At 65.7% G+C, this 25,530-nt stretch carries 21 protein-coding genes; 17 read left to right on the forward strand and 4 right to left on the reverse strand.

All coding sequences use genetic code 11. The features are described 5' to 3' along the window. The first annotated feature begins 179 nt into the window (after window positions 1–179). From DY468_RS21205 to DY468_RS21275, 15 genes are all read left to right on the forward strand, one after another. On the forward strand, window positions 180–1,175 hold the full coding sequence (locus DY468_RS21205; RefSeq protein ID WP_164607088.1) for a 30S ribosomal protein S2: 996 nt from the start codon (window positions 180–182) through the stop codon (window positions 1,173–1,175). A gap of 124 nt (window positions 1,176–1,299) precedes the next feature. Next, on the forward strand, window positions 1,300–2,226 hold the full coding sequence (gene tsf / locus DY468_RS21210) for a translation elongation factor Ts (RefSeq protein WP_164607090.1): 927 nt from the start codon (window positions 1,300–1,302) through the stop codon (window positions 2,224–2,226). A gap of 72 nt (window positions 2,227–2,298) precedes the next feature. After that, complete coding sequence (gene pyrH, locus DY468_RS21215; protein ID WP_164607092.1) at window positions 2,299–3,015, forward strand: UMP kinase; 717 nt, start codon at window positions 2,299–2,301, stop codon at window positions 3,013–3,015. Between the two features lie 58 nt (window positions 3,016–3,073). Continuing rightward, a complete protein-coding gene (frr, locus tag DY468_RS21220) occupies window positions 3,074–3,634 on the forward strand; it encodes a ribosome recycling factor (protein WP_110785608.1) in 561 nt (186 codons plus the stop codon). A gap of 212 nt (window positions 3,635–3,846) precedes the next feature. Next, window positions 3,847–4,605, forward strand: coding sequence for an isoprenyl transferase (locus DY468_RS21225; protein ID WP_164607094.1), 759 nt, complete (start codon window positions 3,847–3,849; stop codon window positions 4,603–4,605). Window positions 4,606–4,610: 5 nt separating this feature from the next. Further along, a complete protein-coding gene (locus DY468_RS21230; protein ID WP_164607095.1) occupies window positions 4,611–5,459 on the forward strand; it encodes a phosphatidate cytidylyltransferase in 849 nt (282 codons plus the stop codon). Window positions 5,460–5,464: 5 nt separating this feature from the next. Next, on the forward strand, window positions 5,465–6,688 hold the full coding sequence (dxr, locus tag DY468_RS21235) for a 1-deoxy-D-xylulose-5-phosphate reductoisomerase (protein ID WP_164607097.1): 1,224 nt from the start codon (window positions 5,465–5,467) through the stop codon (window positions 6,686–6,688). 44 nt (window positions 6,689–6,732) lie between these two features. Beyond that, on the forward strand, window positions 6,733–7,884 hold the full coding sequence (gene rseP, locus DY468_RS21240) for an RIP metalloprotease RseP (RefSeq protein WP_164607099.1): 1,152 nt from the start codon (window positions 6,733–6,735) through the stop codon (window positions 7,882–7,884). A gap of 173 nt (window positions 7,885–8,057) precedes the next feature. Further along, window positions 8,058–10,583 (forward strand): outer membrane protein assembly factor BamA, encoded by a 2,526-nt coding sequence (bamA, locus tag DY468_RS21245; RefSeq protein ID WP_164607101.1) that lies wholly within the window; start codon window positions 8,058–8,060, stop codon window positions 10,581–10,583. A 30-nt stretch (window positions 10,584–10,613) separates the two neighbouring features. Next, the gene (gene lpxD, locus DY468_RS21250; protein WP_164607103.1) at window positions 10,614–11,699 is read left to right on the forward strand and encodes a UDP-3-O-(3-hydroxymyristoyl)glucosamine N-acyltransferase; all 1,086 of its coding nucleotides are present in this window, start codon (window positions 10,614–10,616) and stop codon (window positions 11,697–11,699) included. After that, complete coding sequence (gene fabZ, locus DY468_RS21255; protein WP_164607105.1) at window positions 11,699–12,154, forward strand: 3-hydroxyacyl-ACP dehydratase FabZ; 456 nt, start codon at window positions 11,699–11,701, stop codon at window positions 12,152–12,154. Before lpxD ends, fabZ begins: the two co-directional genes overlap by 1 nt. A 9-nt stretch (window positions 12,155–12,163) precedes the next feature. Further along, entirely contained in the window at window positions 12,164–13,006 is an 843-nt protein-coding gene (gene lpxA / locus DY468_RS21260; protein ID WP_164607107.1) for an acyl-ACP--UDP-N-acetylglucosamine O-acyltransferase, read from the forward strand. A 15-nt stretch (window positions 13,007–13,021) separates the two neighbouring features. Further along, entirely contained in the window at window positions 13,022–13,879 is an 858-nt protein-coding gene (locus DY468_RS21265) for an LpxI family protein (RefSeq protein ID WP_164607109.1), read from the forward strand. Next, window positions 13,876–15,057 carry a lipid-A-disaccharide synthase gene (gene lpxB, locus DY468_RS21270; RefSeq protein ID WP_164607111.1) on the forward strand — a complete coding sequence of 394 codons (1,182 nt, stop codon included), beginning with the start codon at window positions 13,876–13,878 and terminating at the stop codon, window positions 15,055–15,057. Before DY468_RS21265 ends, lpxB begins: the two co-directional genes overlap by 4 nt. Before the next feature lie 35 nt (window positions 15,058–15,092). Beyond that, the gene (locus DY468_RS21275; protein ID WP_246701077.1) at window positions 15,093–15,848 is read left to right on the forward strand and encodes a nucleoside deaminase; all 756 of its coding nucleotides are present in this window, start codon (window positions 15,093–15,095) and stop codon (window positions 15,846–15,848) included. A gap of 94 nt (window positions 15,849–15,942) precedes the next feature. Here DY468_RS21275 and gltA read toward each other — a convergent pair whose 3' ends face one another. Next, window positions 15,943–17,247, reverse strand: a complete 1,305-nt coding sequence (gene gltA / locus DY468_RS21280) for a citrate synthase (protein WP_164607113.1) — start codon at window positions 17,245–17,247, stop codon at window positions 15,943–15,945. A gap of 150 nt (window positions 17,248–17,397) precedes the next feature. Continuing rightward, window positions 17,398–18,819, reverse strand: coding sequence for a glutamate--tRNA ligase (gene gltX, locus DY468_RS21285; protein WP_164607115.1), 1,422 nt, complete (start codon window positions 18,817–18,819; stop codon window positions 17,398–17,400). A gap of 161 nt (window positions 18,820–18,980) precedes the next feature. Between gltX and DY468_RS21290 the strand changes: the two genes are divergently transcribed. Next, entirely contained in the window at window positions 18,981–20,663 is a 1,683-nt protein-coding gene (locus DY468_RS21290) for a glutamine--tRNA ligase/YqeY domain fusion protein (protein WP_164607117.1), read from the forward strand. A 101-nt stretch (window positions 20,664–20,764) separates the two neighbouring features. Beyond that, window positions 20,765–23,035 (forward strand): ComEC/Rec2 family competence protein, encoded by a 2,271-nt coding sequence (locus tag DY468_RS21295; RefSeq protein WP_164607119.1) that lies wholly within the window; start codon window positions 20,765–20,767, stop codon window positions 23,033–23,035. Between the two features lie 42 nt (window positions 23,036–23,077). On the opposite strand, the gene lexA is transcribed toward DY468_RS21295, so the two are convergent. Next, a complete protein-coding gene (gene lexA, locus DY468_RS21300) occupies window positions 23,078–23,788 on the reverse strand; it encodes a transcriptional repressor LexA (protein ID WP_164607121.1) in 711 nt (236 codons plus the stop codon). Between the two features lie 190 nt (window positions 23,789–23,978). Continuing rightward, window positions 23,979–25,190 (reverse strand): molybdopterin molybdotransferase MoeA, encoded by a 1,212-nt coding sequence (locus tag DY468_RS21305; RefSeq protein WP_164607123.1) that lies wholly within the window; start codon window positions 25,188–25,190, stop codon window positions 23,979–23,981. Window positions 25,191–25,530: the final 340 nt, after the last annotated feature.

A 25,530-nucleotide genomic window follows, 5' to 3' on the forward strand; every position in this document is an offset into this window, starting at 1 on the left:
GTGTGCCGATCCCCGCCGGTGCGCCTTGCGTTATTGGGGAATCCGGCTATAACCCGCGCCATCTCACACGGAAACATGGCTCGCAAGGCCGTCCGGTGGCGCCGGGCCGCGAGGGGATTCGTCCCCATCTCAGCACGGTTGCCCACACGTTTCCGGAGGAACCAACCGGAGAACTACCTATGTCGCTTCCTGAATTCTCGATGCGTCAGCTCCTCGAAGCTGGCGTGCATTTCGGTCACCAGTCGCATCGCTGGAATCCGAAGATGGCGGACTACATTTTCGGCGTCCGCAACAACATCCACATCGTCGACCTGACCCAGACCGTGCCGATGCTGCATCGCGCGCTGCAGGCGATCAGCGACACCGTCGCCAAGGGTGGCCGTGTGCTGTTCGTCGGCACCAAGCGCCAGGCGCAGGACGCCGTCGCCGATGCCGCCAAGCGCTCGGCGCAGTACTTCGTCAATTCGCGCTGGCTCGGCGGCACGCTGACCAACTGGAAGACGATCTCCGGCTCGATCCGCCGTCTGCGTCACCTCGAAGACGTGCTGAGCTCGGCGGACGCCAATGCCTACACCAAGAAGGAGCGGCTCGAGCTGCAGCGTGAGCGCGATAAGCTCAACCGCTCGCTCGGCGGTATCAAGGACATGGGCGGCCTGCCGGATCTGATCTTCGTGATCGATACCAACAAGGAAGACATCGCGATCCAGGAAGCCCAGCGTCTCGGCATCCCGGTCGCCGCGATCGTCGATACCAATTGCGATCCGAAGGGCATCACCTATCTGGTGCCGGGCAACGACGACGCCGGCCGCGCCATTGCGCTGTACTGCGATCTCGTCGCCCGTGCGGTGATCGATGGCATCTCGCGCGCTCAGGGCGATGTGGGTATCGACATCGGTGCGGCGGCGCAGCCGCTGCGTGAAGACCTGCCGGCGGCGCAGGCTTCGACGTTCCAGGGGCTGCCCGGTCCGCGCGGCACCCCGGACGACCTCAAGAAGCTGCCGGGCGTGTCCGGCGCGATCGAGAAGAAGTTCAACGACCTCGGCATCTTCCACTTCTGGCAGCTTGCCGAGCTTGACCAGGCTACCGCGCATCAGATCGGCGAAGAGCTCGGTCTGCCGAGCCGGGCCGATGCCTGGGTGGCGCAGGCCAAGTCGCTGACCGCCGAGGCGGAGTAATACGAGGCGATGCGGCCGGTACCCGGCCGCATCGTTCCGTCGTCAAAATCTGAGATGTGTTCCTGATTGCGAACCGCGGGCTCCGGCTGCGCGGTCGCACTCACAGGCAAAGGGCTTATTAGCGATGGCAACGATTACTGCAGCAATGGTCAAAGAGCTGCGCGAGACCACCGGCGTCGGCATGATGGATTGCAAGCAGGCGCTCGCCGAGACCGACGGCAACATGGAAGCCGCGATCGACTGGCTGCGCAAGAAGGGCCTGTCGAAGGCCGCCAAGAAGGCCGGCCGCGTCGCCGCGGAAGGTCTGATCGGCGCGCTGACCGACGGCACCAAGGGCGTTGTCATCGAGGTCAACTCCGAGACCGACTTCGTCGCTCGCAACGAGCAGTTCCAGGGCCTCGTCAAGATGATCGCCCAGGTCGCGCTCAAGGTCGGCGCCGACATCGACGCGATCAACGCCGCTCCGGTCGGCTCGACCACGGTCGCCGGCGCGATCGCCGATGCGATCGCCACCATCGGCGAGAACATGACGCTGCGCCGCGCTGCCGCCCTCGAAGTGTCGCAGGGCGTTGTCGCCAGCTACATCCACAACGCGGTGATCGACGGCGCCGGCAAGATGGGCGTGATCGTCGCGCTCGAATCCGCCGGCAAGGCCGACGAACTCGCTGTTCTCGGCCGCCAGCTCGCGATGCATGTCGCCGCTGCCAATCCGCAGGCGCTCGACCCGTCCAGCCTCGATCAGGCGGTGGTGCAGCGCGAGCGCGAAGTGATGGCCGACAAGTATCGTCAGCAGGGCAAGCCGGAGAACATGATCGAGAAGATCGTCGAGAACGGCCTGAAGACCTACTACAGGGAAGTCTGCCTGCTTGAGCAGGCCTACATCCACGACGAGAAGGGCAAGTCGGTCGCGCAGGCGGTCAAGGAAGCCGAAGGCAAGGTCGGCGCGCCGATCAAGATCACCGGCTTCGTGCGCTACGCGCTCGGCGAAGGCATCGAGAAGCAGACCTCCGACTTCGCCGCCGAAGTCGCGGCCGCGTCGGGCCAGAAGTAAGCGTTTCGCGCTCTGCGACTTCCGGCTCTCGGGCCGGGAGTCGCCAAACCAAAAGGGGGCAACGACCGCGTCATGGCTGAGCCGATCTATCGTCGTGTGCTGGTCAAGTTGTCGGGCGAGTACTTCGCCGGCCCCCAGGATTACGGAATCGACCAGGCCACCATCGATCGGGTGGCCGGCGAGCTGATCGCCGCCCGCGCGCTCGGCGTCGAAGTCGCCGTGGTGATCGGAGGCGGCAACATCTTCCGCGGCGTCGAAGTCTCCGCCCGCGGCGTGTCGCGTACCACCGGCGACACCATGGGCATGCTGGCCACCGTGATGAACTGTCTGGCGCTCGCCGAAGCGCTGCAGCGCCACGGCCAGAAGGCGCGCACGCTGGCTGCGCTGATGATGCCGGAAGTCTGCGAACTCTACACCCGCGCCGCGGCCGAGCAGACGCTGAGCGAAGGCGGCATCGTGCTGCTGGCCGGCGGCACCGGCAATCCTTATTTCACCACCGACACCGCCGCGGTGCTGCGCGCCGCCGAAATCGGCGCCGGCGCGGTGCTCAAAGCGACCAACGTCGACGGTGTCTACACCGCCGATCCGAAGCTCGATCCGAACGCGAAAAGGTTCGAGAAGCTGACTCACTCCGAAGCGCTCGCCGGCGGTTACAGGGTGATGGACGCGACAGCCTTCGCGCTTGCCCGCGAAACCTCGCTGCCGATCATCGTGTTCTCGATCGCCGAGCCCGGTTCGATCGGAGCGGTGCTCAGCGGGGCGGGGCGGGGCACTGTCGTAGCAGGCTGACGACGGCCGCGCGGCGCGCGGCGATGATGATTTGCGATTGAGAAAGAGAGAGGCGGCAATGTCCGACAAGTTCGACATCAACGAATTGAAGCGGCGGATGCAGGGCGCCGCGCAGTCCCTGAAGCACGAACTCGGCGGTCTGCGCACCGGGCGCGCCTCGGCTTCGATGCTCGAGCCGGTTCAGGTCGACGCCTATGGCAGCCACATGCCGCTGAACCAGGTCGCCACCGTCTCGGTGCCGGAGCCGCGTCTGATCTCGGTGCAGGTCTGGGACAAGTCGATGGTCAAGGCGGTCGAGAAGGGCATCGTCGATTCCAATCTCGGCCTGTCGCCTGCGACCGAAGGTCAGGTGATCCGGCTGCGGATCCCCGAGCTGAACGAAGAGCGCCGCAAGGATCTGGTCAAGGTCGCGCACAAATACGCCGAGGCCGCCCGTGTCGCGGTGCGCCACGTTCGGCGTGATGGCCTCGACACCATCAAGAAGCTGGAGAAGGCGCACGAGATCTCCGAGGACGATCAGAAGCGGCTCGACCAGGAGGTGCAGAAGGCCACCGACGCATCGATCGCTGAAATCGATCAGTTGCTCGCGAACAAGGAAAAGGAAATCCTCACGGTCTAATCTGCTCGCCGTGAGCGTGGGATGCGGCCATCCGGCCGCGTCCCACCGATCAGTTGCGCGGTCGCGCGTGGGTGTGCGGAGAGGCACGGTTCGGGCGCAGGGCCCATTGAGTTCGGGTCTTGTCGCCGTGTCGACTATAACTTACTGATCTCGAATAAGTTCTGGCAGCGAGCCGGTGACCTTCTCGCGGGATGATGCTTCGGGAATGAGCTATGTCGAAAGCTGCCGCGCCGTTGCCTGATCCGTCCGAACCGCCGAGCGCTCCGGCGCATGTCGCGATCATCATGGATGGCAACGGCCGCTGGGCCGCCGCGCGCGGGCTGCCGCGGGCCGAAGGTCACCGCCGCGGCGTGGAGGCGCTGCGCCGGGTCGTCCGCGCCTCGAACGAACTCGGCATCCGTTACCTGACCATTTTCTCGTTCAGCTCGGAGAATTGGGCGCGGCCGGCGACCGAAATCGTCGACCTGTTCGGCCTGCTGCGCCGCTTCATCCGCAACGATCTCGCCTCGCTGCATCGCGATGGGGTCCGCGTCCGGGTGATCGGCGAGCGCGACCGGCTCGACCGCGACCTGTGTGCGATGCTCGACGAGGCGCAGGAACTCACACGCAACAATACCAAGCTCAATCTGGTGGTGGCGTTCAACTATGGCTCGCGGCAGGAGATCGCCAATGCTGCGCAGCGGCTGGCGCGCGAGGTCGCCGAGGGCAAGCGTGATCCGGCGACGATCGATATTGAAACCCTGGGGCGTTATCTCGACGCCCCCGATATTCCCGATCCCGACCTGATCATCCGCACCAGCGGCGAACAACGATTGTCGAATTTCCTGATGTGGCAGGCCGCGTACAGTGAATTGGTGTTCGTGCCCATTCACTGGCCGGACTTCGACAAGGCCGCGCTGGAAGGCGCGATTGCCGAATATGCCCGGCGCGAGCGCCGGTTCGGCGGGTTGGCCGCCAAGACAGGATCGTGACACGCGTGAACCAGGACAACGCGCCGCCGGCGCCGGCGGCCGAGCAGGGGTCCCGGAATCTGATCCAGCGAATCGCCGCCGCCTTGGTACTGGCGCCCGGCGCGATTGCGATCGTCTGGCTCGGAGGCTGGCCGTGGGCGGTGCTCGCCACGCTGGTGGCGATCGGCTTGTTCGTCGAATGGCTCGGGATCGTCGGCGCGGCGCGTGACTTCCGGGTCCTGGTGCTCGGCTGCCTGTGCCTGATCGTATGCGGGCTCGGGCTTGCGTTCGACAAGCCGCTGCCGGCCCTGGTCGCCGCGGTGTTCGGCGTCGGAGGGTTGGCGCTGCTCGGTGACCAGCCGCGGCGCTGGACCTCCGCTGGGCTGGGTTATGCCGCCGCCGCGCTGCTCGCCTCGATTCTGATCCGGCTCGATCCAGACCATGGGTTTGCGGCGCTGGTGCTGATTCTGTTGGTGGTGTGGGGCGCCGATATCGGGGGCTATTTCGCCGGCCGGACGATCGGAGGGCCCAAGCTGTGGCCGCGCGTCAGCCCGAAAAAGACCTGGGCGGGGGCGATCGGCGGGCTCTCTCTGAGCCTCTTGGTCGGACTCGGTTTCGGTCTCGCAGGTTTTGGGAAAATCCTTCCCCTTCTGGTCCTTGCGGCGATTCTTTCAACTGCTTCTCAGCTCGGCGACCTGCTCGAATCCGCGGTCAAGCGCCGGTTCGGCGTCAAGGACTCCAGCCACATCATTCCCGGCCATGGCGGGTTGATGGACCGGCTCGACGGTTATGTGGCAGCGGTTGTGGTGGCGGTATTGATTGGACTGACGCGGGCGCCACTGGATGGTATTGGCCGCGGATTGATGGTGTGGTGACGCAAATGAACCCTGTTCCCTTGAAGAATGCCGAGCCCGCCCATAGCGGCGTTCGCACCGTCAGCGTGCTCGGCGCGACCGGTTCGATCGGCGACAGCACGATGGATCTGATCCGCGCCGAGCCGGAGCGCTACCGGGTCGAGGCGCTGACCGGCAATGCCAACGTCGCCGGCCTCGCCAAGCTCGCCCGCGAGTTCAATGCCAGGTTCGTCGCGGTGGCCGATCCGGCGCGGCTCGGCGAATTGCGCGCAGCGCTGGCCGGTACCGACATCGCCTGTGGGGCGGGCGAGAGCGCGGTGATCGAGGCGGCCGCCCGGCCGGCCGACTGGGTGATGGCGGCGATCTCCGGTGCCGCCGGGCTGAAGCCGGCGCTCGCCGCGGTCGATCGCGGCACCACCGTGGCGCTCGCCAACAAGGAGTGCCTAGTGTGCGCCGGTGACTTCTTCATGAGTCGGGCCGCAGCCGCCGGGGCGCAGATCCTGCCGGCGGATTCGGAGCACAACGCGCTGTTTCAGGCGCTGGCATCCGGCAACCGCCACGAACTGACCCGTGTCATCATCACCGCCTCGGGCGGGCCGTTCCGGACCTGGGCTGCTGCCGACATCGAGCAGGCGACCCTGGCGCAGGCGCTGAAGCACCCGAACTGGAGCATGGGCCAGAAGATCACGATCGATTCGGCCTCGATGATGAACAAGGGGCTCGAGGTGATCGAAGCCTCGTATCTGTTCGCGCTGACGCCGGACGAGATCGACGTGCTGGTGCATCCGCAGTCGATCGTGCACGGATTGGTCGAATTCGCCGACCGGTCCGTCGTTGCCCAGCTCGGCGCCCCGGACATGCGGATTCCGATTGCCCATTGCCTGGGCTGGCCGGATCGAATTACCGGTCGCGCCGCCAAGCTCGACCTCGCCAAGATTGGTCAATTGACCTTCGAAGCCCCGGATTTCGCCCGCTTTCCCGGTCTGCGACTGGCGTATGACGCGCTGCGCACCGGGAACGGTGCAACGACCGTGTATAACGCGGCCAACGAGGTCGCAGTCGCCGCCTTTATCGCGCAAAAGATCAGGTTCGGGGCGATCGCCCGGCTGGTCGAGGACACCCTCGATCACTGGGTTCGCGCCGGCAATCTGGCGCCACTCGGTTCCGCCGATGACGCCATCGCTCTTGACCATCAGGCGCGAAACCTCGCCGCCACCCTGTTGCCTCAAATTGCCGCAAAGGCATCATAAAGGAACAGGGAACAGGGCCGTCGGTTCTGCTCGAAAGGAATGGGATGGCCGATCTTTTTCTCCATAGCTTCAATACGTTGAGCCACGGTGTCGTGGGCTACGTGATCCCGTTTCTGTTCGTTCTGACGATCGTGGTGTTTTTCCATGAGCTCGGCCACTTCCTGGTCGCGCGCTGGAACGGCGTGAAGGTGCTGACCTTCTCGATCGGCTTCGGTCCGGAGATCGTCGGCTTCAACGACCGCCACGGCACCCGCTGGAAGCTCTCGGCGGTACCGCTCGGCGGCTACGTCAAGTTTTTCGGCGACGACAGCGAGGCGAGCACGCCCTCAGGCGAGGCGCTGGCGCAGATGTCGGCCGCCGATCGCGCCGTCAGCTTCCATCACAAGCCGGTCGGGCCGCGCGCCGCGGTCGTGGTCGCCGGCCCGGTGGCCAATTTCATCCTGGCGATCGTGCTCTTCACCTTCCTGTTCGCCGTGTTCGGGGCTCCGAACACCTCGGCGCGGGTCGACGGCGTGCAGCCGGGCAGTGCGGCCGAATCGGCCGGCTTCAAGCCCGGTGACGTGGTGACCGCGATCGACGGAAGCGCGATCGCGAATTTCCTCGAAATGCAGCGGATCGTCAGCGCGGACGCTGGCAAAGAGCTCAAATTTACCGTCAAGCGCGGCGATTCGACCGTCGACCTGGTGGCGACCCCGCAGCTCAAGGAAATCAAGGACCGGTTCGGCAACGTCCAGCGACTCGGTATCCTCGGCATCAGCCGCTCGACCTCGGCCGGGGAGGTGACCACCCAGCGGGTCAATCCGGCTGTGGCGTTCTGGATGGGTATCAAAGAGACCTGGTTCGTCGTCGACCGGACCTTCTCTTATATCGGCGGTATTTTCACCGGGCGCGAGGCGGCCGATCAGCTCGGTGGCCCGCTGCGGATCGCGCAGGTGTCGGGGCAGGTGGCGACGATCGGATTCACTCCGCTGCTGCATCTGGCGGCGGTGCTGTCGATCTCGATCGGCCTATTGAATCTGTTCCCGGTGCCGCTGCTCGATGGCGGGCATCTGCTGTTCTACGGAATCGAAGCCGTGCGCGGCCGGCCGCTCTCGGAGCGGGCGCAGGAGGTCGGGTTCCGAATCGGTTTGGCGCTGGTGCTGATGTTGATGATGTTCGCGACGTACAACGACATCCTGCATCTGGCGTCGTCTTGATGTATTCGATCCGTCAAACGTGGCGGATAGGCAACGTGTTGGAATGAAATTGAAATCGCATCGCGAAAGGACATTTGCCGGCGGGGCAAAATTGTCTACAAGCGAGGCAACCTGGGGATTCTGTCGGTGCAGGGGCCTTGTGCCGGCATCGGAATGACAAGGGCGCGTTGCGCATGAAAGTTGGAATGCGAGTGTTGCGGGGGGTTATCGGTGCCGCCCTGGTGTTTTTCGCCGTACCGGCCGCCACTACGGCGGTGGGAGTGGCGATGGCGTCTCCTGCCGCCGCCCAATCCGCTTCCTCGATCGGGGTCGAGGGCAATCGGCGGGTCGAGGCTGAGACCATTCGCTCCTATTTCAAGCCCGGCCCCGGTGGGCGGCTCGATCAGGGATCGATCGACGATGGCCTCAAGGCGCTGATCGAAACCGGCCTGTTCCAGGACGTTCGCATCAATCACGCCGGTGGCCGTTTGGTGGTCAGCGTGGTCGAGAATCCGGTGATCGGCCGGCTCGCCTTCGAGGGCAACAAGAAGATCAAGGACGAGCAGCTCTCGGCCGAGATCCAGTCGAAGCCGCGCGGCACGCTGTCCCGCCCGATGGTGCAGGGCGACGCGCTGCGGATCGCCGAGATCTATCGCCGCTCCGGCCGCTACGACGTTCGTGTCGATCCCCAGATCATCGAGCAGCCCAACAACCGTGTCGACCTGGTGTTCGTGATCACCGAAGGCGCGAAGACCGGCGTGAAGTCGATCGAGTTCATCGGCAACAACACCTATTCGGCCTATCGCCTGAAGGACGTGATCAAGACCCGCGAATCCAACCTGCTGAGCTTCCTCGGCAATGGTGACGTGTACGACCCGGATCGGGTCGAGGCCGATCGCGACCTCATTCGTCGCTTCTATCTCAAGCACGGCTTTGCTGACGTGCAGGTGGTCGCCGCGCTCACGGAATACGATCCGGAGCGGAAGGGCTTCATGGTCACCTTCAAGATCGAAGAAGGCCAGCAGTACCGCGTCGGCTCGGTGACTTTCGAGTCCACTATTCCGACTCTCGATGCCAATTCGCTGCGCAGCTACTCGCGGGTCAGCGTCGGCTCGTTGTACAACGCCGAGGCGCTGGAGAAGTCGGTCGAAGAAATGCAGATCGAATTGTCGCGGCGCGGCTATGCGTTCGCGACGGTGCGTCCGCGTGGCGATCGCAATTTCGACCAGCACACCGTCTCGATCGTGTTCTCGATCGAGGAGGGGCCGCGCGTCTACATCGAGCGCATCAACATCGTCGGCAACACCCGGACCCGCGACTATGTGATCCGGCGTGAGTTCGATATCTCCGAAGGCGACGCCTACAACCGTGCGCTGGTCGACCGCGCCGAGCGCCGCCTGAAGAATCTCGACTTCTTCAAGTCGGTGAAGATCTCCACCGAGCCGGGCTCGTCGGGCGACCGCGTTATCCTGGTGGTCAATCTCGAAGAGAAATCCACCGGCGACTTCTCGGTGTCGGGCGGCTATTCGACCAGCGACGGCGCGCTCGGCGAAGTCTCGGTGTCGGAGCGCAACTTCCTCGGCCGCGGCATCTTCGCCAAGGCGTCGGTGCAGTACGGCCAGTACGCCCGCGGCTACTCGCTGTCGTTCGTCGAGCCGTATCTGCTCGACTACCGCGTCGCGCTCGGCCTCGACCTGTATCAGCGCGAGCAGCTCGCCAACCGCTACATCTCGTACTCGACCAAGACGCTCGGCTTCAGCCCGCGCCTCGGCTTCGCGCTGCGGGAAGATCTGTCGCTGCAGCTCCGCTACTCGCTGTATCGGCAGGAAATCACGCTGCCGTCGTACCTGAACAACTGTAACAATATCCCGGGTGCGGGCTTCTTCCCGACGCCGCAATACATCGCCGCCAACAACCTGCAGAGCACCTACGGCGTGCTGGGCTGCTACGGCGACGGTGAAGCGTCTCTGCCGGTCCGCATCGGTCTGGCCGGCGGCGCTTACTGGACCTCGTCGCTGGGCTATACGCTGACCTACAACACCCTCGACAACATCAAGAACCCGACCGATGGTCTGCTCGTCGATCTGCGCCAGGACTTCGCTGGCGTCGGCGGCGACGTGAAGTTCATCAAGACCGCGTTCGACGCCAAGTACTACACCCCGCTGGTGTCGGACCTGGTCGGCTTGATCCACCTGCAGGCCGGTAACCTGAGCACCTACGGCGACAACCAGCTGCGGATGCTCGACCACTTCCAGATGGGTTCGAACCTGGTTCGCGGCTTCGCTCCGAACGGTATCGGTCCGCGCGACATCGGCCAGTATGCCCTGTACGGCTACGGCGGCGACGCGCTGGGCGGCACCAACTACTGGGGTGCGTCGGTCGAGTTGCAGATGCCGTTCTGGTTCCTGCCGAAGGAAGTCGGGCTCAAGGGCGCCGTCTACGCCGACGCCGGTTCGCTGTTCGACTACAAGGGCCCGACGTCTTGGTCGGTCACCGGCGAAGTCAATACGCCCGGCTGTACTCCGGCGAGCCAGACCACGATCGGCACCTGCGCTGGCCTGAACTACGACGACACCAACCTCGTCCGCACCTCGGTCGGTGTCGGCCTGATCTGGGCGTCGCCGTTCGGTCCGCTGCGCTTCGACTACGCGATCCCGATCACCAAGGGTAAGTACGACCGCGTTCAGGAGTTCAAGTTCGGCGGCGGGACCTCGTTCTAAGTCCCGCCCCCCCGGACCACGACCGAAGGAATGGCATCCACGTCGTTTTTCCCGCCGCGTCCTTCGTCGACTCTGGCCGAGATCGCCAGCCTGACGAAAGCAACGCTGGTTGATGCTTCGCGCGCGGAGCATCGCATCACCGGTCTGGCCTCGCTCGACGAGGCCGGCCCTATGCACCTGAGCTTCTTCGAGAACCTCCGGTACTCCGACGAACTCGCCAACACGCGGGCCGGCGCCTGTCTGGTCAGCGAGCGGTTCGAGGGCAGGGTGCCGCCGCACGTCGCCGTGCTGCGCGCCCGGCGCCCGTTCCACGCTTTCGTGGCCTATGCGCGGCATCTTTATGCTGACGCGCTGCGGCCGCACACCTGCATTTCCGCCACGTCCGGAATCGCGCCGACGGCGGTGATCCACGAGACCGCCAAACTCGAAGACGAGGTCACGGTCGAGCCGCTCGCCGTGATCGGCCCCGACGTCGAGATCGGCTCGGGCACGGTGATTGGCGCGGGGGCGGTGATCGCCGCCGGCGTCAAGATCGGCCGCGACTGCGATATCGGTGCCGGCAGCCATCTGCAGCACGCGCTGATCGGCAACAACGTGCTGATGCATCCCGGCTGCCATATCGGCCAGGACGGCTTCGGATTCATCTTCGCCGGCCAGCATACCAAGGTGCCGCAGACCGGCCGGGTGATCATCCAGAACGACGTCGAACTCGGCGCCGGCACGACGATCGATCGCGGGTCTCTGCGCGACACGGTGATCGGCGAGGGCACCAAGGTCGACAACCAGGTTCAGATCGGCCACAACGTAACAATTGGTCGACATTGTGTGATCGCCGCCAAATGCGGTCTTGCCGGCAGCCTGACGCTGGGCGACAACGTCGCGCTCGGCGCCATGGTCGGCATCAACAATCATGTGGTGATCGGCGACGGCGCCCAGGTGGCGGCGATGTCCGGAGTGAAGGACAGTATTCCCGCAGGAGAGCGCTGGGGCGGCATGTTCGCCCGGCCGACCAGGACATGGTTCCGGGAGATGCTGGCGGTACGGCGGCTCGCTGAGGGCAGCGGAGCCGATACGGCGGCACGACCCGACGACGACAGGGATGAAGGACGGGGGTGATGGAATCGCCGATTCGCTTTGAGAATGTTGACATCAACACCATCCTCAAGACCTTGCCGCACCGTTTTCCGTTTCTGCTGATCGATCGCGTCATCAATATCCGCGAGGACTACAGCGGCATCGGCATCAAGAACGTCACCGTGAACGAGCCGGCGTTCCAGGGGCATTTCCCGGAGCGGCCGGTGTATCCGGGCGTGCTGATGATCGAAGGCATGGCGCAAACCGCCGGCGTGATCGGCATCCTGTCGGTCACCGGCACCGAGAAGCCGCGCGCCGTGTATTTCCTGACCATCGACAAGTGCAAGTTCCGCAAGCCGGTGATTCCGGGCGATACCGTCGAGTATCATCTGACACGTACCGGCCGCCGGAAGACGATGTGGTGGTTTCACGGCGAGGCCAAAGTCGACGGCCAGATCGTTGCCGAAGCCGATGTCGGCGCGATGCTGGCAGATTGACGGACCTGAATGAGCACAATTGACTCGACTGCGCGGATCGAAGACGGGGCCGTGATCGGCGACGGGGTCGAGATCGGGCCGTTTTGCACGATCGGCCCAAACGTCAGCATTGGCGCCGGCACTCGGCTGATCGGCCACGTCAATCTCACCGGCCACACCACGATCGGCGAAGGCTGCACCATCCATCCGTTCGCCTCGCTGGGCGGCGCTCCGCAATCGACCGGCTACAAGGGCGAACCGACCACGCTGATCATCGGCAACGCCTGCACCATCCGCGAAAATGTGACGATGAATACCGGCACGGTCGGCGGCGGCGGCGTCACCCGCGTCGGCGATCGCGGGTTCTTCATGGCGGCGAGCCATGTCGGCCACGACTGCATTGTCGGCAACGACGTGATCTTCGCCAATGCCGCGACTCTCGGCGGTCACTGCGAGATCGGCGACTTCACCTTCATCGGTGGCATGACGGTGCTGCAGCAGTTCACCCGGGTGGGCTCCCAGGTGATGATCGGCGGCATGAGCGGGCTGCGCACCCACGTCATTCCCTACGCGCTCGCCAGCGGCATCTATGCGAAGCTGGCCGGGTTGAATATCGTCGGCATGCGCCGGCGGAAGTTCACCAAGGAGCGGCTCTCGATTGTGCGCTCGTTCTTCAACGATCTGTTCCACAGCAGCGGCCCGCTCGCCGAACGGCTCGAACGGGTGCGCCCACGCACGGCCGAAGACCCGGCGATCGCCGAGATCGTGGCGTTCATCGACGACATCAAGGGGCGTGGCGGGCGCGGCGCGCGTGTCGCGCTGTGCATGGCGCGCGACGGCGGTGCAGCCGTCAACGACGGCGACGACGCCTGACCGGCCGGCTCGGCCATGACCGATCCTTCGCGACAGATAACGAGCCCCGTCGGCATCATTGCCGGCGGCGGCGCGCTGCCGTTTGCGGTCGCCGATCAGCTCGCGGCGCGCGGGCTGGCCCCGGTGCTGTTCGCGCTCAAGGGAAGCTGCGACCCCGATCGCGTCATCGCCTACCGCCATCACTGGCTACGGATGGGGGCATTGGGAAAACTGCTGCGGCTGTTGCGCGCCGAGGGCTGCCGTGACCTGGTGTTCATCGGCTCGCTGGTGCGGCCGGCGCTGTCGGACTTGCGGCTCGACTGGGGCGCCATCAAAGTGCTGCCGGCGGTGCTCGCCGCCTATCGGGGCGGTGACGACCATCTCCTGACCGGTGTCGGCCGGCTGTTCGAGCGTCACGGCTTCCGGCTGCTCGGCCTGAAGGATGTCGCCACCGATCTGCTGATGCCCGAGGGATGTCTCACCCGCGCTGCGCCGGACACCCTCGTTCAGGCCGACATTGCCAAGGGACGTGCCGTGCTTGCAGCGCTCAGCCCGTTCGATATCGGCCAGGGCTGCGTGGTGATCGACGGCCATGTGGTCGCGGTCGAGGACACCGGCGGCACCGACGAGCTGCTGCGGCGGGTGGCGCAGCTGCGCGACAGCGGGCGGATCCGCGCCAAGCCCGGCCACGGCGTGCTGGTGAAGGCGCCCAAGACCGGCCAGGACCTGCGCTTCGACCTGCCGGCGCTCGGACCAAAAACCGTCGAAGGGCTGATCGGCGCCCAGCTTGCCGGCGTCGCGGTCGTGGCCGGCCATACCGTTGTGGCCGAACCGCAAGACATGATCGGCGCCGCCGACCGGGCGGGGCTGTTCGTGATCGGAATGCCCGCATGAGCGTGGCGGCCAACCCCGGGGATCGGGTGCGAACGGTGTATCTGATCGCCACCGAGGAGTCCGGCGATCGGCTCGGCGCTGCCTTGATGCGCGAACTGCGGTCGCGGCTCGGCGGCTCGGTGCAGTTCGCCGGCATCGGCGGCCGTGGCATGGCCGGCGAGGGGCTGGTGTCGCTGTTTCCGATCGAGGAGCTGTCGATCATCGGTTTTGCGGCGGTGCTGCAGCGGCTGCCGATGATCCTGAAGCTGATCCGGCGCGCGTCGGAGGATGTGGTCGCCGCCAAACCTGACGTCCTGGTGATCATCGACAGTCCGGACTTCACCCACCGCGTCGCGCGGCGGGTGCGGCAGCGCGATCCGTCGATCCCGATCGTCAACTACGTGTCGCCGACGGTGTGGGCATGGCGGCCGGGGCGGGCGCGGGCAATGCTCGGCTATGTCGATCACGTGCTGGCGCTGCTGCCGTTCGAGCCAGCCGAATATCGCCGGCTGAAGGGCCCGCCGTGCAGCTATGTCGGCCATCCGCTCACCGAGCAGTTCGGCTCGCTGCGGCCGAACGAGGCCGAGAAGGAGCGTCGCGAGGCTTCACCGCCGATACTGCTGGTATTACCCGGCAGCCGGCGCAGCGAAGTCCGGCACCACGCCGCTGCGTTCGGCGAGACATTGGCACAGCTCCGGCGCGAGGGTGTCGCGTTCGAGCCGGTGCTGCCCACGACGCCGCATCTGGAAGGGCAGGTCCGGGCTGCGGTGGCCTCCTGGGAGGTGCAACCCCGGATCGTCGTCGGCGAGCAGGAGAAGCGTGCCGCGTTCCGGACAGCGCATGCGGCGCTGGCGAAGTCGGGCACGGTCACGCTGGAGCTCGCGATTGCCGGAGTCCCGATGGTCACGGCCTATCGGGCCGGCAGCGTCGAGATCTGGATCGCGCGCCGGGTGGTGCGTCCGGGCACGGTGATCCTCGCCAATCTGGTGATCGGCGAGGAGGTGGTACCCGAGTTCATTCAGGAGGAATGCGTGGCTGCCAAGCTCGCTCCTGCAGTCCGCGATCTGATCGGTGACACCGCGGTGCGGCGGCGCCAGCTCGCGGGCTTTGCAAAGATCGACGACATCCTGTCGACCGGCGAGCTGACGCCGAGTGGACGTGCGGCAGACATCGTGCTGGACATGATGCGCCACGCCTGATTGCCGTTGGTCGCCACGATTGAAGATGGCGATTGTTGCAATCAATTCTCAATAGATTGGAACTAACCTGCCGGCGCGTCGAAACTCCAGTTTGCGCGTCTTTTGACCGGACGGGGCGCGGATCGTCTCAACCGCAGCTCATTCCCATGAAGAAAACCGATAGCGAGTCTGGCTCGGCGCTCGATGCGCTGTTCGCCTCGGTGACCGTCGTTCACCGCCGGAATTTCCTCGCAACCGGCGCTGCCGTCTTCGGTGCGGCCGTGTTGCCCGCCGGGGCGACGATTGCGGATGCAAAGCCTGCACCGGCAGCGGCGCCGACGGAGCAAGATCGTCGCTACATGGCGCAGGCGATCGAACTGATGCGCAAGGCGGGCGTGGTCGAAAGGACCGGCGGAGCGTTCGGCGCCGTGATCGTGCGCGATGGCGAGATCCTCGCGGCGACCGGCAACAGTGTGCTGCGCGACAACGGTCCGTCGGCCCACGCCGAAGTCAATGCGATCCGGGCCGCGTGCAAGAAAGTCGGCGCGCCGAACCTGCGCGGCGCAACGATGTACACGAGCTGCGAGTGCTGCCCGATGTGCTACGCCACCGCTTACTGGGCAAGGCTCGATCGGATCTTCTACGCGGCGTCGTGGACCGACTACGCGGATCTGTTCGACGATTCCAATATCGGCGCTGACATGAAGAAGCCCTACGCGAAACGTAAAGTGCAAATCGCGCAAATGATGCGCGGCGATGCGCAGAAGGTCTGGAACGAGTTCCGAGCACTGCCGGACCGCGCCCGTTACTGAGCTGCGCGTCGCAGCTCCGATCTTCTGCAGGCCAAAACGAAAACGGCGAACCGCTTGAGCGGTTCGCCGTTGGTTTTTTGAGCTGCGCCGACGATCAGCCGCGCTTGCTCATCTCGACGTAGTTGCGGGTGGTCGCGCCGGTGAAGAGCTGGCGCGGACGGCCGATCTTCTGATGCGGATCTTCGATCATCTCGCTCCACTGGCTGATCCAGCCGACGGTGCGGGCGACCGCGAACAGCACGGTGAACATGTCGGTCGGGAAGCCCATCGCCTTCAGCGTGATGCCCGAATAGAAGTCGACGTTCGGGTACAGCTTGCGGTCGATGAAGTACTGATCGCTGAGCGCGATCTTCTCGAGCTCCATCGCCACCTTCAGCAGCGGGTCGCCGTGGTGACCGGTCTCGGCCAGCACTTCGTGGCAGACCTGCTGCATGATCTTGGCGCGCGGATCGTAGTTCTTGTAGACGCGGTGGCCGAAGCCCATCAGCCGCACCGACGAGTTCTTGTCCTTCACCTTGGCGATGAAGTCCGGAATGTTGGAGACGTCGCCGATCTCCTTGAGCATCGCCAGCGCCGCCTCGTTGGCGCCGCCATGCGCCGGGCCCCACAGGCAGGCGATGCCGGCCGCGATACAGGCAAACGGGTTGGCGCCCGACGAGCCGGCGATACGCACCGTCGAGGTCGAGGCGTTCTGCTCGTGATCGGCATGCAGCGTGAAGATCTTATCGAGCGCGTTCGCCAGCACCGGGTTGACCACGTACTCTTCGCAAGGCGTGGCGAAGCACATCCGCATGAAGTTGGCGGCGTAGCCAAGCGAGTTCTTCGGGTAGATGAAGGGCTGACCGACCGAATACTTGTAGGCCATCGCGGCGAGCGTCGGCACCTTGGCGATCATCCGGATCGACGCCACCATCCGCTGCTGCGGATCGTTGATGTCGGTGGAGTCGTGGTAGAACGCGGCCAGCGCGCCGACCGAAGCGACCATCACGGCCATCGGATGCGCGTCGCGGCGGAAGCCGTTGAAGAACCGCGACATCTGATCGTGCACCATGTTGTGGCGCGTGACGCGGTAGTCGAAGTCTTCCTTCTGCGCCTTGGTCGGCAGCTCGCCGTACAGCAACAGGTAGCAGGTCTCGAGGAAGTCGCCTTTTTCAGCGAGCTGTTCGATCGGGTAACCGCGATACTCGAGAACGCCGGCGTCGCCGTCGATGTAAGTGATTTTGGACTGGCAGCTCGCCGTCGACGTGAAACCCGGATCGTAGGTGAACATCCCGGTCTGCGCGTAGAGCTTGCCGATGTCGATGACGTCGGGACCGACCGTTCCGGTCAGAATCGGAAGATCGTAGTTCTTGTTTCCAACCGTGAGCGTTGCCGTCTTGTTGTTGGTCGTTGCGTCCATCGTGTGGTCCCCGATGTTCGTTGGCGAAACCAGCCGTATGCGCCGTGCTCTTGCGAGCGAGACTGGTTGTCTTGAAGCGCTGGCGGAAATGCGTAGCTCATTGCAGTGTGCACTGCAAGGCGGCCGGACACCAGCCGTTTCCGGGGCTTCTTATCCGGCCTGATCAGCGAGCCGGGACAGGCACTCGTCGCGCCCCAGCACCGCCAAAACATCGAAAATTCCGGGAGATGTGGTCCGTCCGGTGAGCGCCACGCGGAGCGGTTGCGCCACCGCGCCGAGTTTGAGCCCGGCCTGCTCGGCGAACGTCCGCATCGCGGCCTCCGTCGTCGCCGCCGTCCATGGCGCGACGTCCTCGAGCGCGGCGCGCAGCCGGCCGATCAACTGCCGCGTCTCGGGCGTCAGCACCGCCTGCGCTTTCGGATCGAGCGCCAGCGGGCGGTCGGCGAAAATGAAGCCGGCATTGTCGAGCAGCTCGAGCAGCGTCTTGGCGCGCTCCTTCAGGCCGGGCATCGCCTGGGTCAGCTTGGCGCGGATCGTGTCGTCGAATTTCGCCGCAATGGCTGGGCCTTGCGGGATGTATTTCAGCAGGTCTTCGAGCAGGGTCACGAGACAGTGATCGTCGCTCTGTCGGATGTAGTGACCGTTGAGGCTTTCCAGCTTGGCGAAATCGAACCGCGCGGCCGAGCGGCCGATCGCCGGCAGGTCGAACGCCTCGATCATTTCCTCTGTGGTAAAGATTTCCTGATCGCCGTGGCTCCAGCCGAGACGAACCAGATAGTTGCGCAACGCTGCGGGCAGATACCCCATCGCACGGTAGGCATCGACGCCGAGCGCGCCGTGGCGCTTCGACAATTTCGAGCCATCGGGACCGTGGATCAGCGGGATGTGCGCCATCACCGGCAGCTCCCACTCCATCGCATCGTAGATCTGTTTCTGACGCGCAGCATTGATCAGGTGGTCGTCGCCGCGGATGACGTGGGTGACGCCCATGTCGTGGTCGTCGACCACTACCGCCAGCATATAGGTCGGGGTGCCGTCGCCGCGCAGCAGCACCAAATCGTCGAGGTTCTCGTTCTGCCAGGCGACGCGGCCCTGGACCTGATCGTCGATCACGGTCTCGCCGGTGAGGGGGGCTTTCAGCCGGATGGTCGGCTTCACGCCCTCCGGCGCCTCGGCCGGATCGCGATCGCGCCAGGTGCCGTCGTACAGCTTGGCCCGGCCCTCCGCGCGCGCCTTGTCGCGCATCGCCGTCAGCTCCTCGGCGGTCGCATAACAGCGGTATGCTTTACCGGCAGCGAGCAGCGCCTCGGCCACCTCGCGGTGCCGGGCGGCGCGTGCGAACTGGTAGACGGTGTCGCCGTCCCAATCGATCCCGAGCCATTTCAAGCCGTCGAGGATGGCGTCGATCGCCTCCTGGGTCGAACGCTGGCGGTCGGTGTCCTCGATTCGCAGCAGCATGGTGCCGCCGTGCTTGCGCGCGTACAGCCAATTGAACAGCGCGGTGCGGCCTCCGCCGATGTGCAGGAAACCAGTGGGCGAGGGCGCGAAGCGGGTGACGACAGGACGGGTCATTCGAACCAATTGCAGGGAAGTGAACGGGCCGGAGCGGCGCGCAGGGTGTATAGCAGGATCGGCGCATAACTAAAGTGCTCCGCGCGGGCCGAAGGGGTTGGCGCGGGGCGGCGGATTTGGCAGATACGCCTTTCGGTTCCGAGCAGTAGGACGATTGACGAATGACCACGGCAGATACAGCGGCGGGCGAGGCAGGGCGCGACTTCATTCGCGACATCGTCCAGGCCGATCTCGACAGCGGCAGGCACCGGACCATCGTGACCCGGTTCCCGCCGGAGCCCAACGGCTATCTGCACATCGGCCACGCCAAGTCGATCGCGCTGAACTTCGGCATCGCGCAGGAATTCGGCGGCCGCTGCCATCTGCGGTTCGACGACACCAATCCGACCAAGGAAGAGCAGGAATACATCGACTCGATCCAGGCCGACGTTCGCTGGCTCGGTTTCGACTGGGGCGAGCACATGTTCTACGCCTCGGACTATTTCGAGCGGCTCTATGCCTGGGCGGAGCTGATGATCCAGAACGGCGACGCCTATGTCGACGACCAGTCGCAGGACGAGATCCGCGCCAGCCGCGGGACGCTGACCGAGCCCGGCAAGAACAGCCCGTTCCGGGACCGCTCGGTTGCGGAAAATCTCGACCTGTTCCGGCGCATGAAGGCCGGCGAATTTCCGAACGGCGCGCGGGTGCTCCGCGCCAAGATCGACATGGCGTCGGGCAACATCAACCTGCGCGATCCGGTGCTGTACCGCATTCTGCACGCACACCATCCGCGTACCGGCGACAAATGGTCGATCTATCCGAGCTACGACTACGCGCACGGCCAGTCGGACGCGATCGAGGGCGTCACCCATTCGATCTGCACGCTGGAGTTCGAGGATCACCGGCCGCTGTACGAATGGCTGCTGTCGAAGCTGCCGGTGCCGTCGCAGCCGCGCCAGTACGAATTCGCCCGCCTCAACATCACCTATACGCTGCTGTCCAAGCGGGTGCTGACCGAGCTGGTACGCGGCGGCCATGTCGCGGGCTGGGACGATCCGCGGATGCCGACGATGGCGGGGATGCGGCGACGCGGCGTGCCGCCGGCGGCGCTGCGCGACTTCGTCAAGCGGATCGGCGTGGCGAAGGCCAACAGCGTGGTCGACCTCGGCATGCTGGAGTTCTGCATCCGCGAGGAATTGAACCGCACCGCGCAGCGGCGGATGGCGGTGCTGAAGCCGCTGAAGGTGGTGATCGAGAACTATCCGGAAGGCCAGACCGAGGAGCTCGACGCGATCAACCATCCCGACGATCCTGCCGCCGGCACCCGCAAGGTCGCGTTCGGCCGCGAGATCTACATCGAGCAGGACGACTTCATGGAGAACCCGCCGAAGAAGTTCTTCCGGCTGTCTCCGGGCAACGAAGTGCGGCTGCGCTACGCCTACTTCATCAAGTGCCGTGAGGTGATCAAGAACGAGGCCGGCGAGATCGTCGAGCTGCGCTGCACCTACGATCCGGAAACCCGCGGCGGCAACGCACCGGACGGCCGCAAGGTCAAGGCGACGATGCACTGGCTACCGGCGGCGCAGTCGGTCAAGGCGGAGATCCGGATCTACAATCAGCTGTTCGCCAATCCGGCGCCGAGTGCAGCCACCTTCGCCGAAGACCTCAATCCGCAGTCGCTCGAAATTCTGACCGAGGCGCGGATCGAGCCGGAGACGGCGGCGAGCAATTCGGCCGAGCCGCTGCAGTTCGAGCGCCAGGGTTACTTCGTGCGCGATCGCGACTCGACGCCCGACAAGCCGGTGTTCAATCGCACCATCGGGCTGCGTGATACCTTCGCCAAGGAAGTCGCGAAGGGCTGACGCCCGATCGATCCTGATCAACGACGGGGCGGTGCCGGCGATTGCCGGTGCCGCTGATCTGTTCCACTGTTCGCCCGGCGGCGAAGGGTGGGGGCGCGGCCTTGCAGCGGCGCGATCGAACCAGGGTACGGACGTGGCCGGCCGGCGTCTCGGCGCAAGCGGGCGCGCTGTTGACGTTTGGGCTGGCGTGGTGGCCTGGACTGGCCGGCCGGTTACGCGCTTGGGCGCGGGAAGAAGGCGGGCCGGGACGTCTCTTGCCATGGACGCCGGTCGCATTCGGTGCAGGCATCGCGCTGTATTTCGCCGCCGATCATGAACCGGTCGCATGGGTGGCCGCCGCGACCGCAGTCGGATTTGCGGTCGCCACCTTCCTGCTTCGCCGCACCCGCGCATTCGGGACGCTGTTGCTGATCGCGGCGGCGGTGGCGGGCTTTGCCACCGCGACGCTGAAGGCGGCGCGGATTGCGCATCCAGTGCTCACCAAGCCGGTCTACGCCGCCGAGCTCAGCGGCTTCGTCGAAGTCCGGGAAGTGCGTGAGCGCACCGACCGTTTCGTGCTGCGGGTTACGCAGATGCAGGCGGCACGGGCGCCGTCGCTGGAGCGGGTGCGGCTGTCGGTGAAGAAGGGGAAGGCGCCAGCGGTCGGCAGCTTCGTGACGCTGAAGGCTCGGTTGCAGCCACCGCTGCAGCCATTGCAGCCGGGCGGCTACGACTTCGCTCGCGATCTGTATTTCCAGGGTATCGCCGCATCCGGCTTCGTGCTCGGTGCGATGGCGGTTTCGACGCCGGCGCAAGACGGCGGCTGGCGGCTGCGCTATGCGGCAGCGCTGCAGGACTTGCGCGACGGCATCGACGCGCGGATCCGGAGCGTGCTCGACGGCGATACCCGCGCCATCGCCACTGCGCTCCTCACCGGCAAGCGCGATGCGATCTCGACACCGGTCAACGACGCGATGTTCATCTCCGGGTTGGGCCATGTGCTGTCGATCTCCGGCTATCACATGGCGGTGGTGGCGGGCGTGGTGTTCTTTGCGCTGCGCGCGTTGCTGGCGTTGATCCCGGCGCTGACGGTGACGTTTCCGATCAAGAAGGTCGCCGCTGCCGCAGCGCTCGCCGCCGCCGCGTTCTATCTGGCGTTATCGGGTGCCGAAGTCGCGACCCAGCGCAGCTTCCTGATGACCGCGGTGGTGCTGATCGCCGTGATGGTCGATCGCCGCGCCATCACCTTCCGCACGCTGGCGCTGGCGGCGCTGATCGTGCTGGCAATCGCGCCGGAAGCACTGGTGCATCCAAGCTTCCAAATGTCTTTCGCGGCCACGCTCGGCCTGGTCGCATTGGTCCAGGTCGGGATGCCGGCGCTGTTCGCCGCGAACGACAGCTCGGTGGCGGCACGGGTGGCGTTGTGGGGCGGCCGCGAGATCGCGTTGTTGACGCTCGCTTCGGTGGTGGCGGGCCTCGCGACCATGCCTTACGCCGCCTATCATTTCTATCGCATCACACCCTACGGTGTGCTCAGCAATCTTGCGGCGATGCCGGTGGTGTCAGCGATCGTGATGCCGGCGGGGTTACTCGGTCTCGTTGCGATCCCGTTCGGACTCGACGCGCCGTTCTGGCGGATCATGGAATTCGGCATAGACTGGATGACCCTGGTGGCGCAGTGGGTGGCGTCACTGCCGGGTGCCGTCGGCCGGGTCACCGCCTTCGGTCATGGACCGCTGCTACTGGCCACGCTCGGGCTGGTGACGATCGGCTTGCTGCGCACGCCGCTGCGTTGGAGCGGGGCGCTCGGGCTAGTCGGCGCGATTGGCTGGGCGGCGCTGACACCGCAGCCGGAGGTGCTGATCGCGGGCGACGGCCGACAAGTCGCGGTCCGCGGCGCCGATGGCCATCTGCGGCTGATGCAGAGCGGCGTCGACGCCTTTCGGCTGAAGCAATGGCTTGCCGCCGACGCCGATCCGCGCACGCCGGACGACGCCTCGCTGCGCGCCGGGGTCTCCTGCGATGCAGATGGCTGCGTCGCACCGCTTGTCGATGGAAGGCTGGTAGCGTTGTCGCTGCGGCCCGATGGACTGTCCGACGATTGCGCCCGTGCGGTGCTGGTGGTCACCGCCGCACAGCCGCCGCCGGACTGCGCCGCCCTGGCGATCGGCCACGATGAGCTGCAAGCGGGCGGCACCCTGGCGCTGCGACGAACCGGCGACGCATCCGCAGTGTTCGCGATCGAGGCGGTCCGGCCCAGGGGCCGCAGCCGGCCGTGGGCCGAAGCGGCCGCGGAGAAGGAGCAGGGCAGGCCGGTCTCGATCAGACGTCCCGTACCGACGGCATCCGAGGATGCCACTCCGGCGCAGCAGGATCCGACCGGCGACGATTGAGCGCGAAGCTCAATGGAAAGCAGAGGACACGATGCTCAGTGCTCAATACTTGCGATACAGCCCGATCAGCTTGCCCTGGATGCGGACGCGGTTCGGCGGCAGGATCCGAACCTCATAGGCCGCGTTGGCCGGCTCCAATGCGATCGAGGCGCCGCGGCGGCGGAAGCGCTTCAGCGTCGCTTCCTCATCGTCGATCAACGCCACCACGATATCGCCGGTGTCGGCCACGTCGTTCTTCTGGATCAGCGCCATGTCACCGTCGAGGATGCCGGCCTCGACCATCGAGTCGCCGCGGACTTCGAGTGCGTAATGTTCGCCACTGCCGAGCATGTCGGCCGGCACGCTGATGGTGTGGCTGCGGCTCTGCAACGCTTCGATCGGCGTACCAGCCGCAATCCGGCCCATCACCGGCACCGCGACGCTGCCGCGATCATGATCGTCTTCGGCCGGCTCCGGGCTCGGCGGCCTGACCTTGCCGAGATTGCCTTCGATCACGCTCGGGGTGAAACCGCGGCGGCCGCCGCTCGGCATGCCGCCGGTATCAGGAAGCTTGATGACTTCGATGGCGCGAGCGCGGTTCGGCAACCGGCGGATGAAGCCACGTTCTTCCAGCGCGGTGATCAGGCGGTGGATGCCCGACTTCGAGCGCAGGTCGAGCGCATCCTTCATCTCGTCGAAGGAAGGGGGAACGCCGGCTTCCTTCAGCCGCTCGTTGATGAACTTCAACAGCTCAAACTGCTTGCGCGTCAGCATCGACTATTTCCCATTCGGCGACGACCGGCCGGTTCGAGGTGCGTTTCGGTTCGGGCGACGAGTCTGCGCAACAGCAGCACCCTCAAAGCGTGATCGTGACCGAATCTCGAAAACAAATCATGAACGGACACTATATGTTCGGGGTGTGTTCCGCAACCTGTTAATCGAACGCAGGGAATTTCACGGATCGCTATAGCGGGAGCTTAAGGATGATGCAGGAGGAGCCGGCCTGGGCGGCTGGCGCGTGTGCTGGGCGAACGATCAGCGCTTGGGCCGCCGCGAGCCGCGCCAGCAGCGAGGAGTCCTGGCTATCGACCGGAGTGGCGACCTGCCGGCCGGCATCGTCGCGCGCCAGATGCGCGCGCAGATAGTCCTCGCGGGTGTCGTTGGCGGCGAGGTCGGCGCCCAGCAAAGCGGGCTCGCGGACATGCATCGGGTCGCTCATGCCGCTCAGCGCGCGGATCAGCGGCACCATGAACAGCACCGCACAGACGTAGGACGACACCGGGTTACCGGGCAGGCCAATCACCCGCATTGCGCCGAGATGGCCGTGCATCATCGGCTTGCCTGGGCGCATCGCGATTTTCCAGAACGCGATCTGGGTGCCTTCGGCCTCCAGCGCTTCCTTGACCAGATCGTGGTCGCCGGCCGAGGCGCCTCCGGTGGTGACCAGCAGATCGACTCCGAGATCGCGGGCCTGCCGGATCGCCGCCCTGGTCGCTTCGAGCGTATCGGCGGCGATCCCGAGGTTGATCACCTCTGCGCCCTCGGCCTCCGCCAAGGCGCGCAGCGCGTAGCCGTTGGAATAGACGATCTGTCCGGGGGCGGGCGCCGTTCCCGGCATCACCAGCTCGTCGCCGGTGGCCAGCAGCGCCAGCCGCGGCAGACGGTAAACCGGCAGCGCGGCGTGGTTCATGCCGGCGGCAAGCGCGAGGTCGCGGTCGTTCAGCCGGCGGCCCTGATGCAGCAGAACCTGGCCTTCGCGAAAGTCGACGCCTGCGGGGCGGATGTGGCGGCCGGTGCGGACAGATTCATTGACCGTGACGTGGTCGCCGTTGCGCACCGTGTCTTCCTGAATCACCACCGCGTCGGCGCCGGCGGGGACGACGCCTCCGGTGAAGATCCGCAGCGCTTCGCCTGCGCCGATGCCCATCGTGGCCGGCCGGCCAGCGGCGATCTCGCCGATCACCCGCAGCGTCGCCGGCGGCGCGGCGACGTCGGCGGCGCGCACGGCGTAGCCGTCCATCGCGGACATCGGCTGCGGCGGCTGGGTGCGCAGCGCGGCGAGGTCGCGCGCCAGCACGCGGCGGTGGGCATCCTCGAGTGCGACCATCTCGACGTCGAGCCCGCGCGCGCCGGCCAGCACCGCGGCGAGCGCTTCGTCGACCGGCATCAAGGCCATCGGGCTTCTCCCTTGCAGGCGAATGTGAATCGAACGGTGTCGATCCGGCTTTAGGTGGCGCGCCGCGACCATGCAAGGCCGCAGCGTCATCGCCGCGGCCCGCGACCTGCCGCCGCGTCGTTCGAAATCATTATTGTCGAACCGTCGCGTCCGCCTGTACCACGTTCCCGGTATCGAGCGGACGGAGCGGGCAGATGGAAGACTTTCCGAAATGGTTCCTGCGGATCATGGTCGTGGTCGGCATCATCGCGTTCGGCTCGGTGTATTGGATGCGTCACGACTGGAGCAAAGGCTGGGCGCCGTCGTTCCACGCCGACGATTACGGCCCGCCGAGCGCGTC

The organism is Rhodopseudomonas sp. BR0M22 (genome assembly GCF_010907035.1).
Lineage (GTDB): Bacteria > Pseudomonadota > Alphaproteobacteria > Rhizobiales > Xanthobacteraceae > Rhodopseudomonas.

What these genes read in the sequence shown, in the direction of transcription:
- rseP (WP_164607099.1), top strand. Translation starts at nt 6,733, where the DNA reads ATGGCCGATCTTTTTCTCCATAGCTTCAATACGTTGAGCCACGGTGTC.
- gltA (WP_164607113.1), bottom strand. Translation starts at nt 17,247, where the DNA reads ATGGACGCAACGACCAACAACAAGACGGCAACGCTCACGGTTGGAAAC.
- tsf (WP_164607090.1), top strand. Translation starts at nt 1,300, where the DNA reads ATGGCAACGATTACTGCAGCAATGGTCAAAGAGCTGCGCGAGACCACC.
- gltX (WP_164607115.1), bottom strand. Translation starts at nt 18,819, where the DNA reads ATGACCCGTCCTGTCGTCACCCGCTTCGCGCCCTCGCCCACTGGTTTC.
- bamA (WP_164607101.1), top strand. Translation starts at nt 8,058, where the DNA reads ATGAAAGTTGGAATGCGAGTGTTGCGGGGGGTTATCGGTGCCGCCCTG.
- dxr (WP_164607097.1), top strand. Translation starts at nt 5,465, where the DNA reads ATGAACCCTGTTCCCTTGAAGAATGCCGAGCCCGCCCATAGCGGCGTT.
- DY468_RS21225 (WP_164607094.1), top strand. Translation starts at nt 3,847, where the DNA reads ATGTCGAAAGCTGCCGCGCCGTTGCCTGATCCGTCCGAACCGCCGAGC.
- DY468_RS21305 (WP_164607123.1), bottom strand. Translation starts at nt 25,190, where the DNA reads ATGGCCTTGATGCCGGTCGACGAAGCGCTCGCCGCGGTGCTGGCCGGC.
- frr (WP_110785608.1), top strand. Translation starts at nt 3,074, where the DNA reads ATGTCCGACAAGTTCGACATCAACGAATTGAAGCGGCGGATGCAGGGC.
- lexA (WP_164607121.1), bottom strand. Translation starts at nt 23,788, where the DNA reads ATGCTGACGCGCAAGCAGTTTGAGCTGTTGAAGTTCATCAACGAGCGG.
- lpxA (WP_164607107.1), top strand. Translation starts at nt 12,164, where the DNA reads ATGAGCACAATTGACTCGACTGCGCGGATCGAAGACGGGGCCGTGATC.
- DY468_RS21205 (WP_164607088.1), top strand. Translation starts at nt 180, where the DNA reads ATGTCGCTTCCTGAATTCTCGATGCGTCAGCTCCTCGAAGCTGGCGTG.
- fabZ (WP_164607105.1), top strand. Translation starts at nt 11,699, where the DNA reads ATGGAATCGCCGATTCGCTTTGAGAATGTTGACATCAACACCATCCTC.
- lpxB (WP_164607111.1), top strand. Translation starts at nt 13,876, where the DNA reads ATGAGCGTGGCGGCCAACCCCGGGGATCGGGTGCGAACGGTGTATCTG.
- lpxD (WP_164607103.1), top strand. Translation starts at nt 10,614, where the DNA reads ATGGCATCCACGTCGTTTTTCCCGCCGCGTCCTTCGTCGACTCTGGCC.
- pyrH (WP_164607092.1), top strand. Translation starts at nt 2,299, where the DNA reads ATGGCTGAGCCGATCTATCGTCGTGTGCTGGTCAAGTTGTCGGGCGAG.
- DY468_RS21290 (WP_164607117.1), top strand. Translation starts at nt 18,981, where the DNA reads ATGACCACGGCAGATACAGCGGCGGGCGAGGCAGGGCGCGACTTCATT.
- DY468_RS21265 (WP_164607109.1), top strand. Translation starts at nt 13,022, where the DNA reads ATGACCGATCCTTCGCGACAGATAACGAGCCCCGTCGGCATCATTGCC.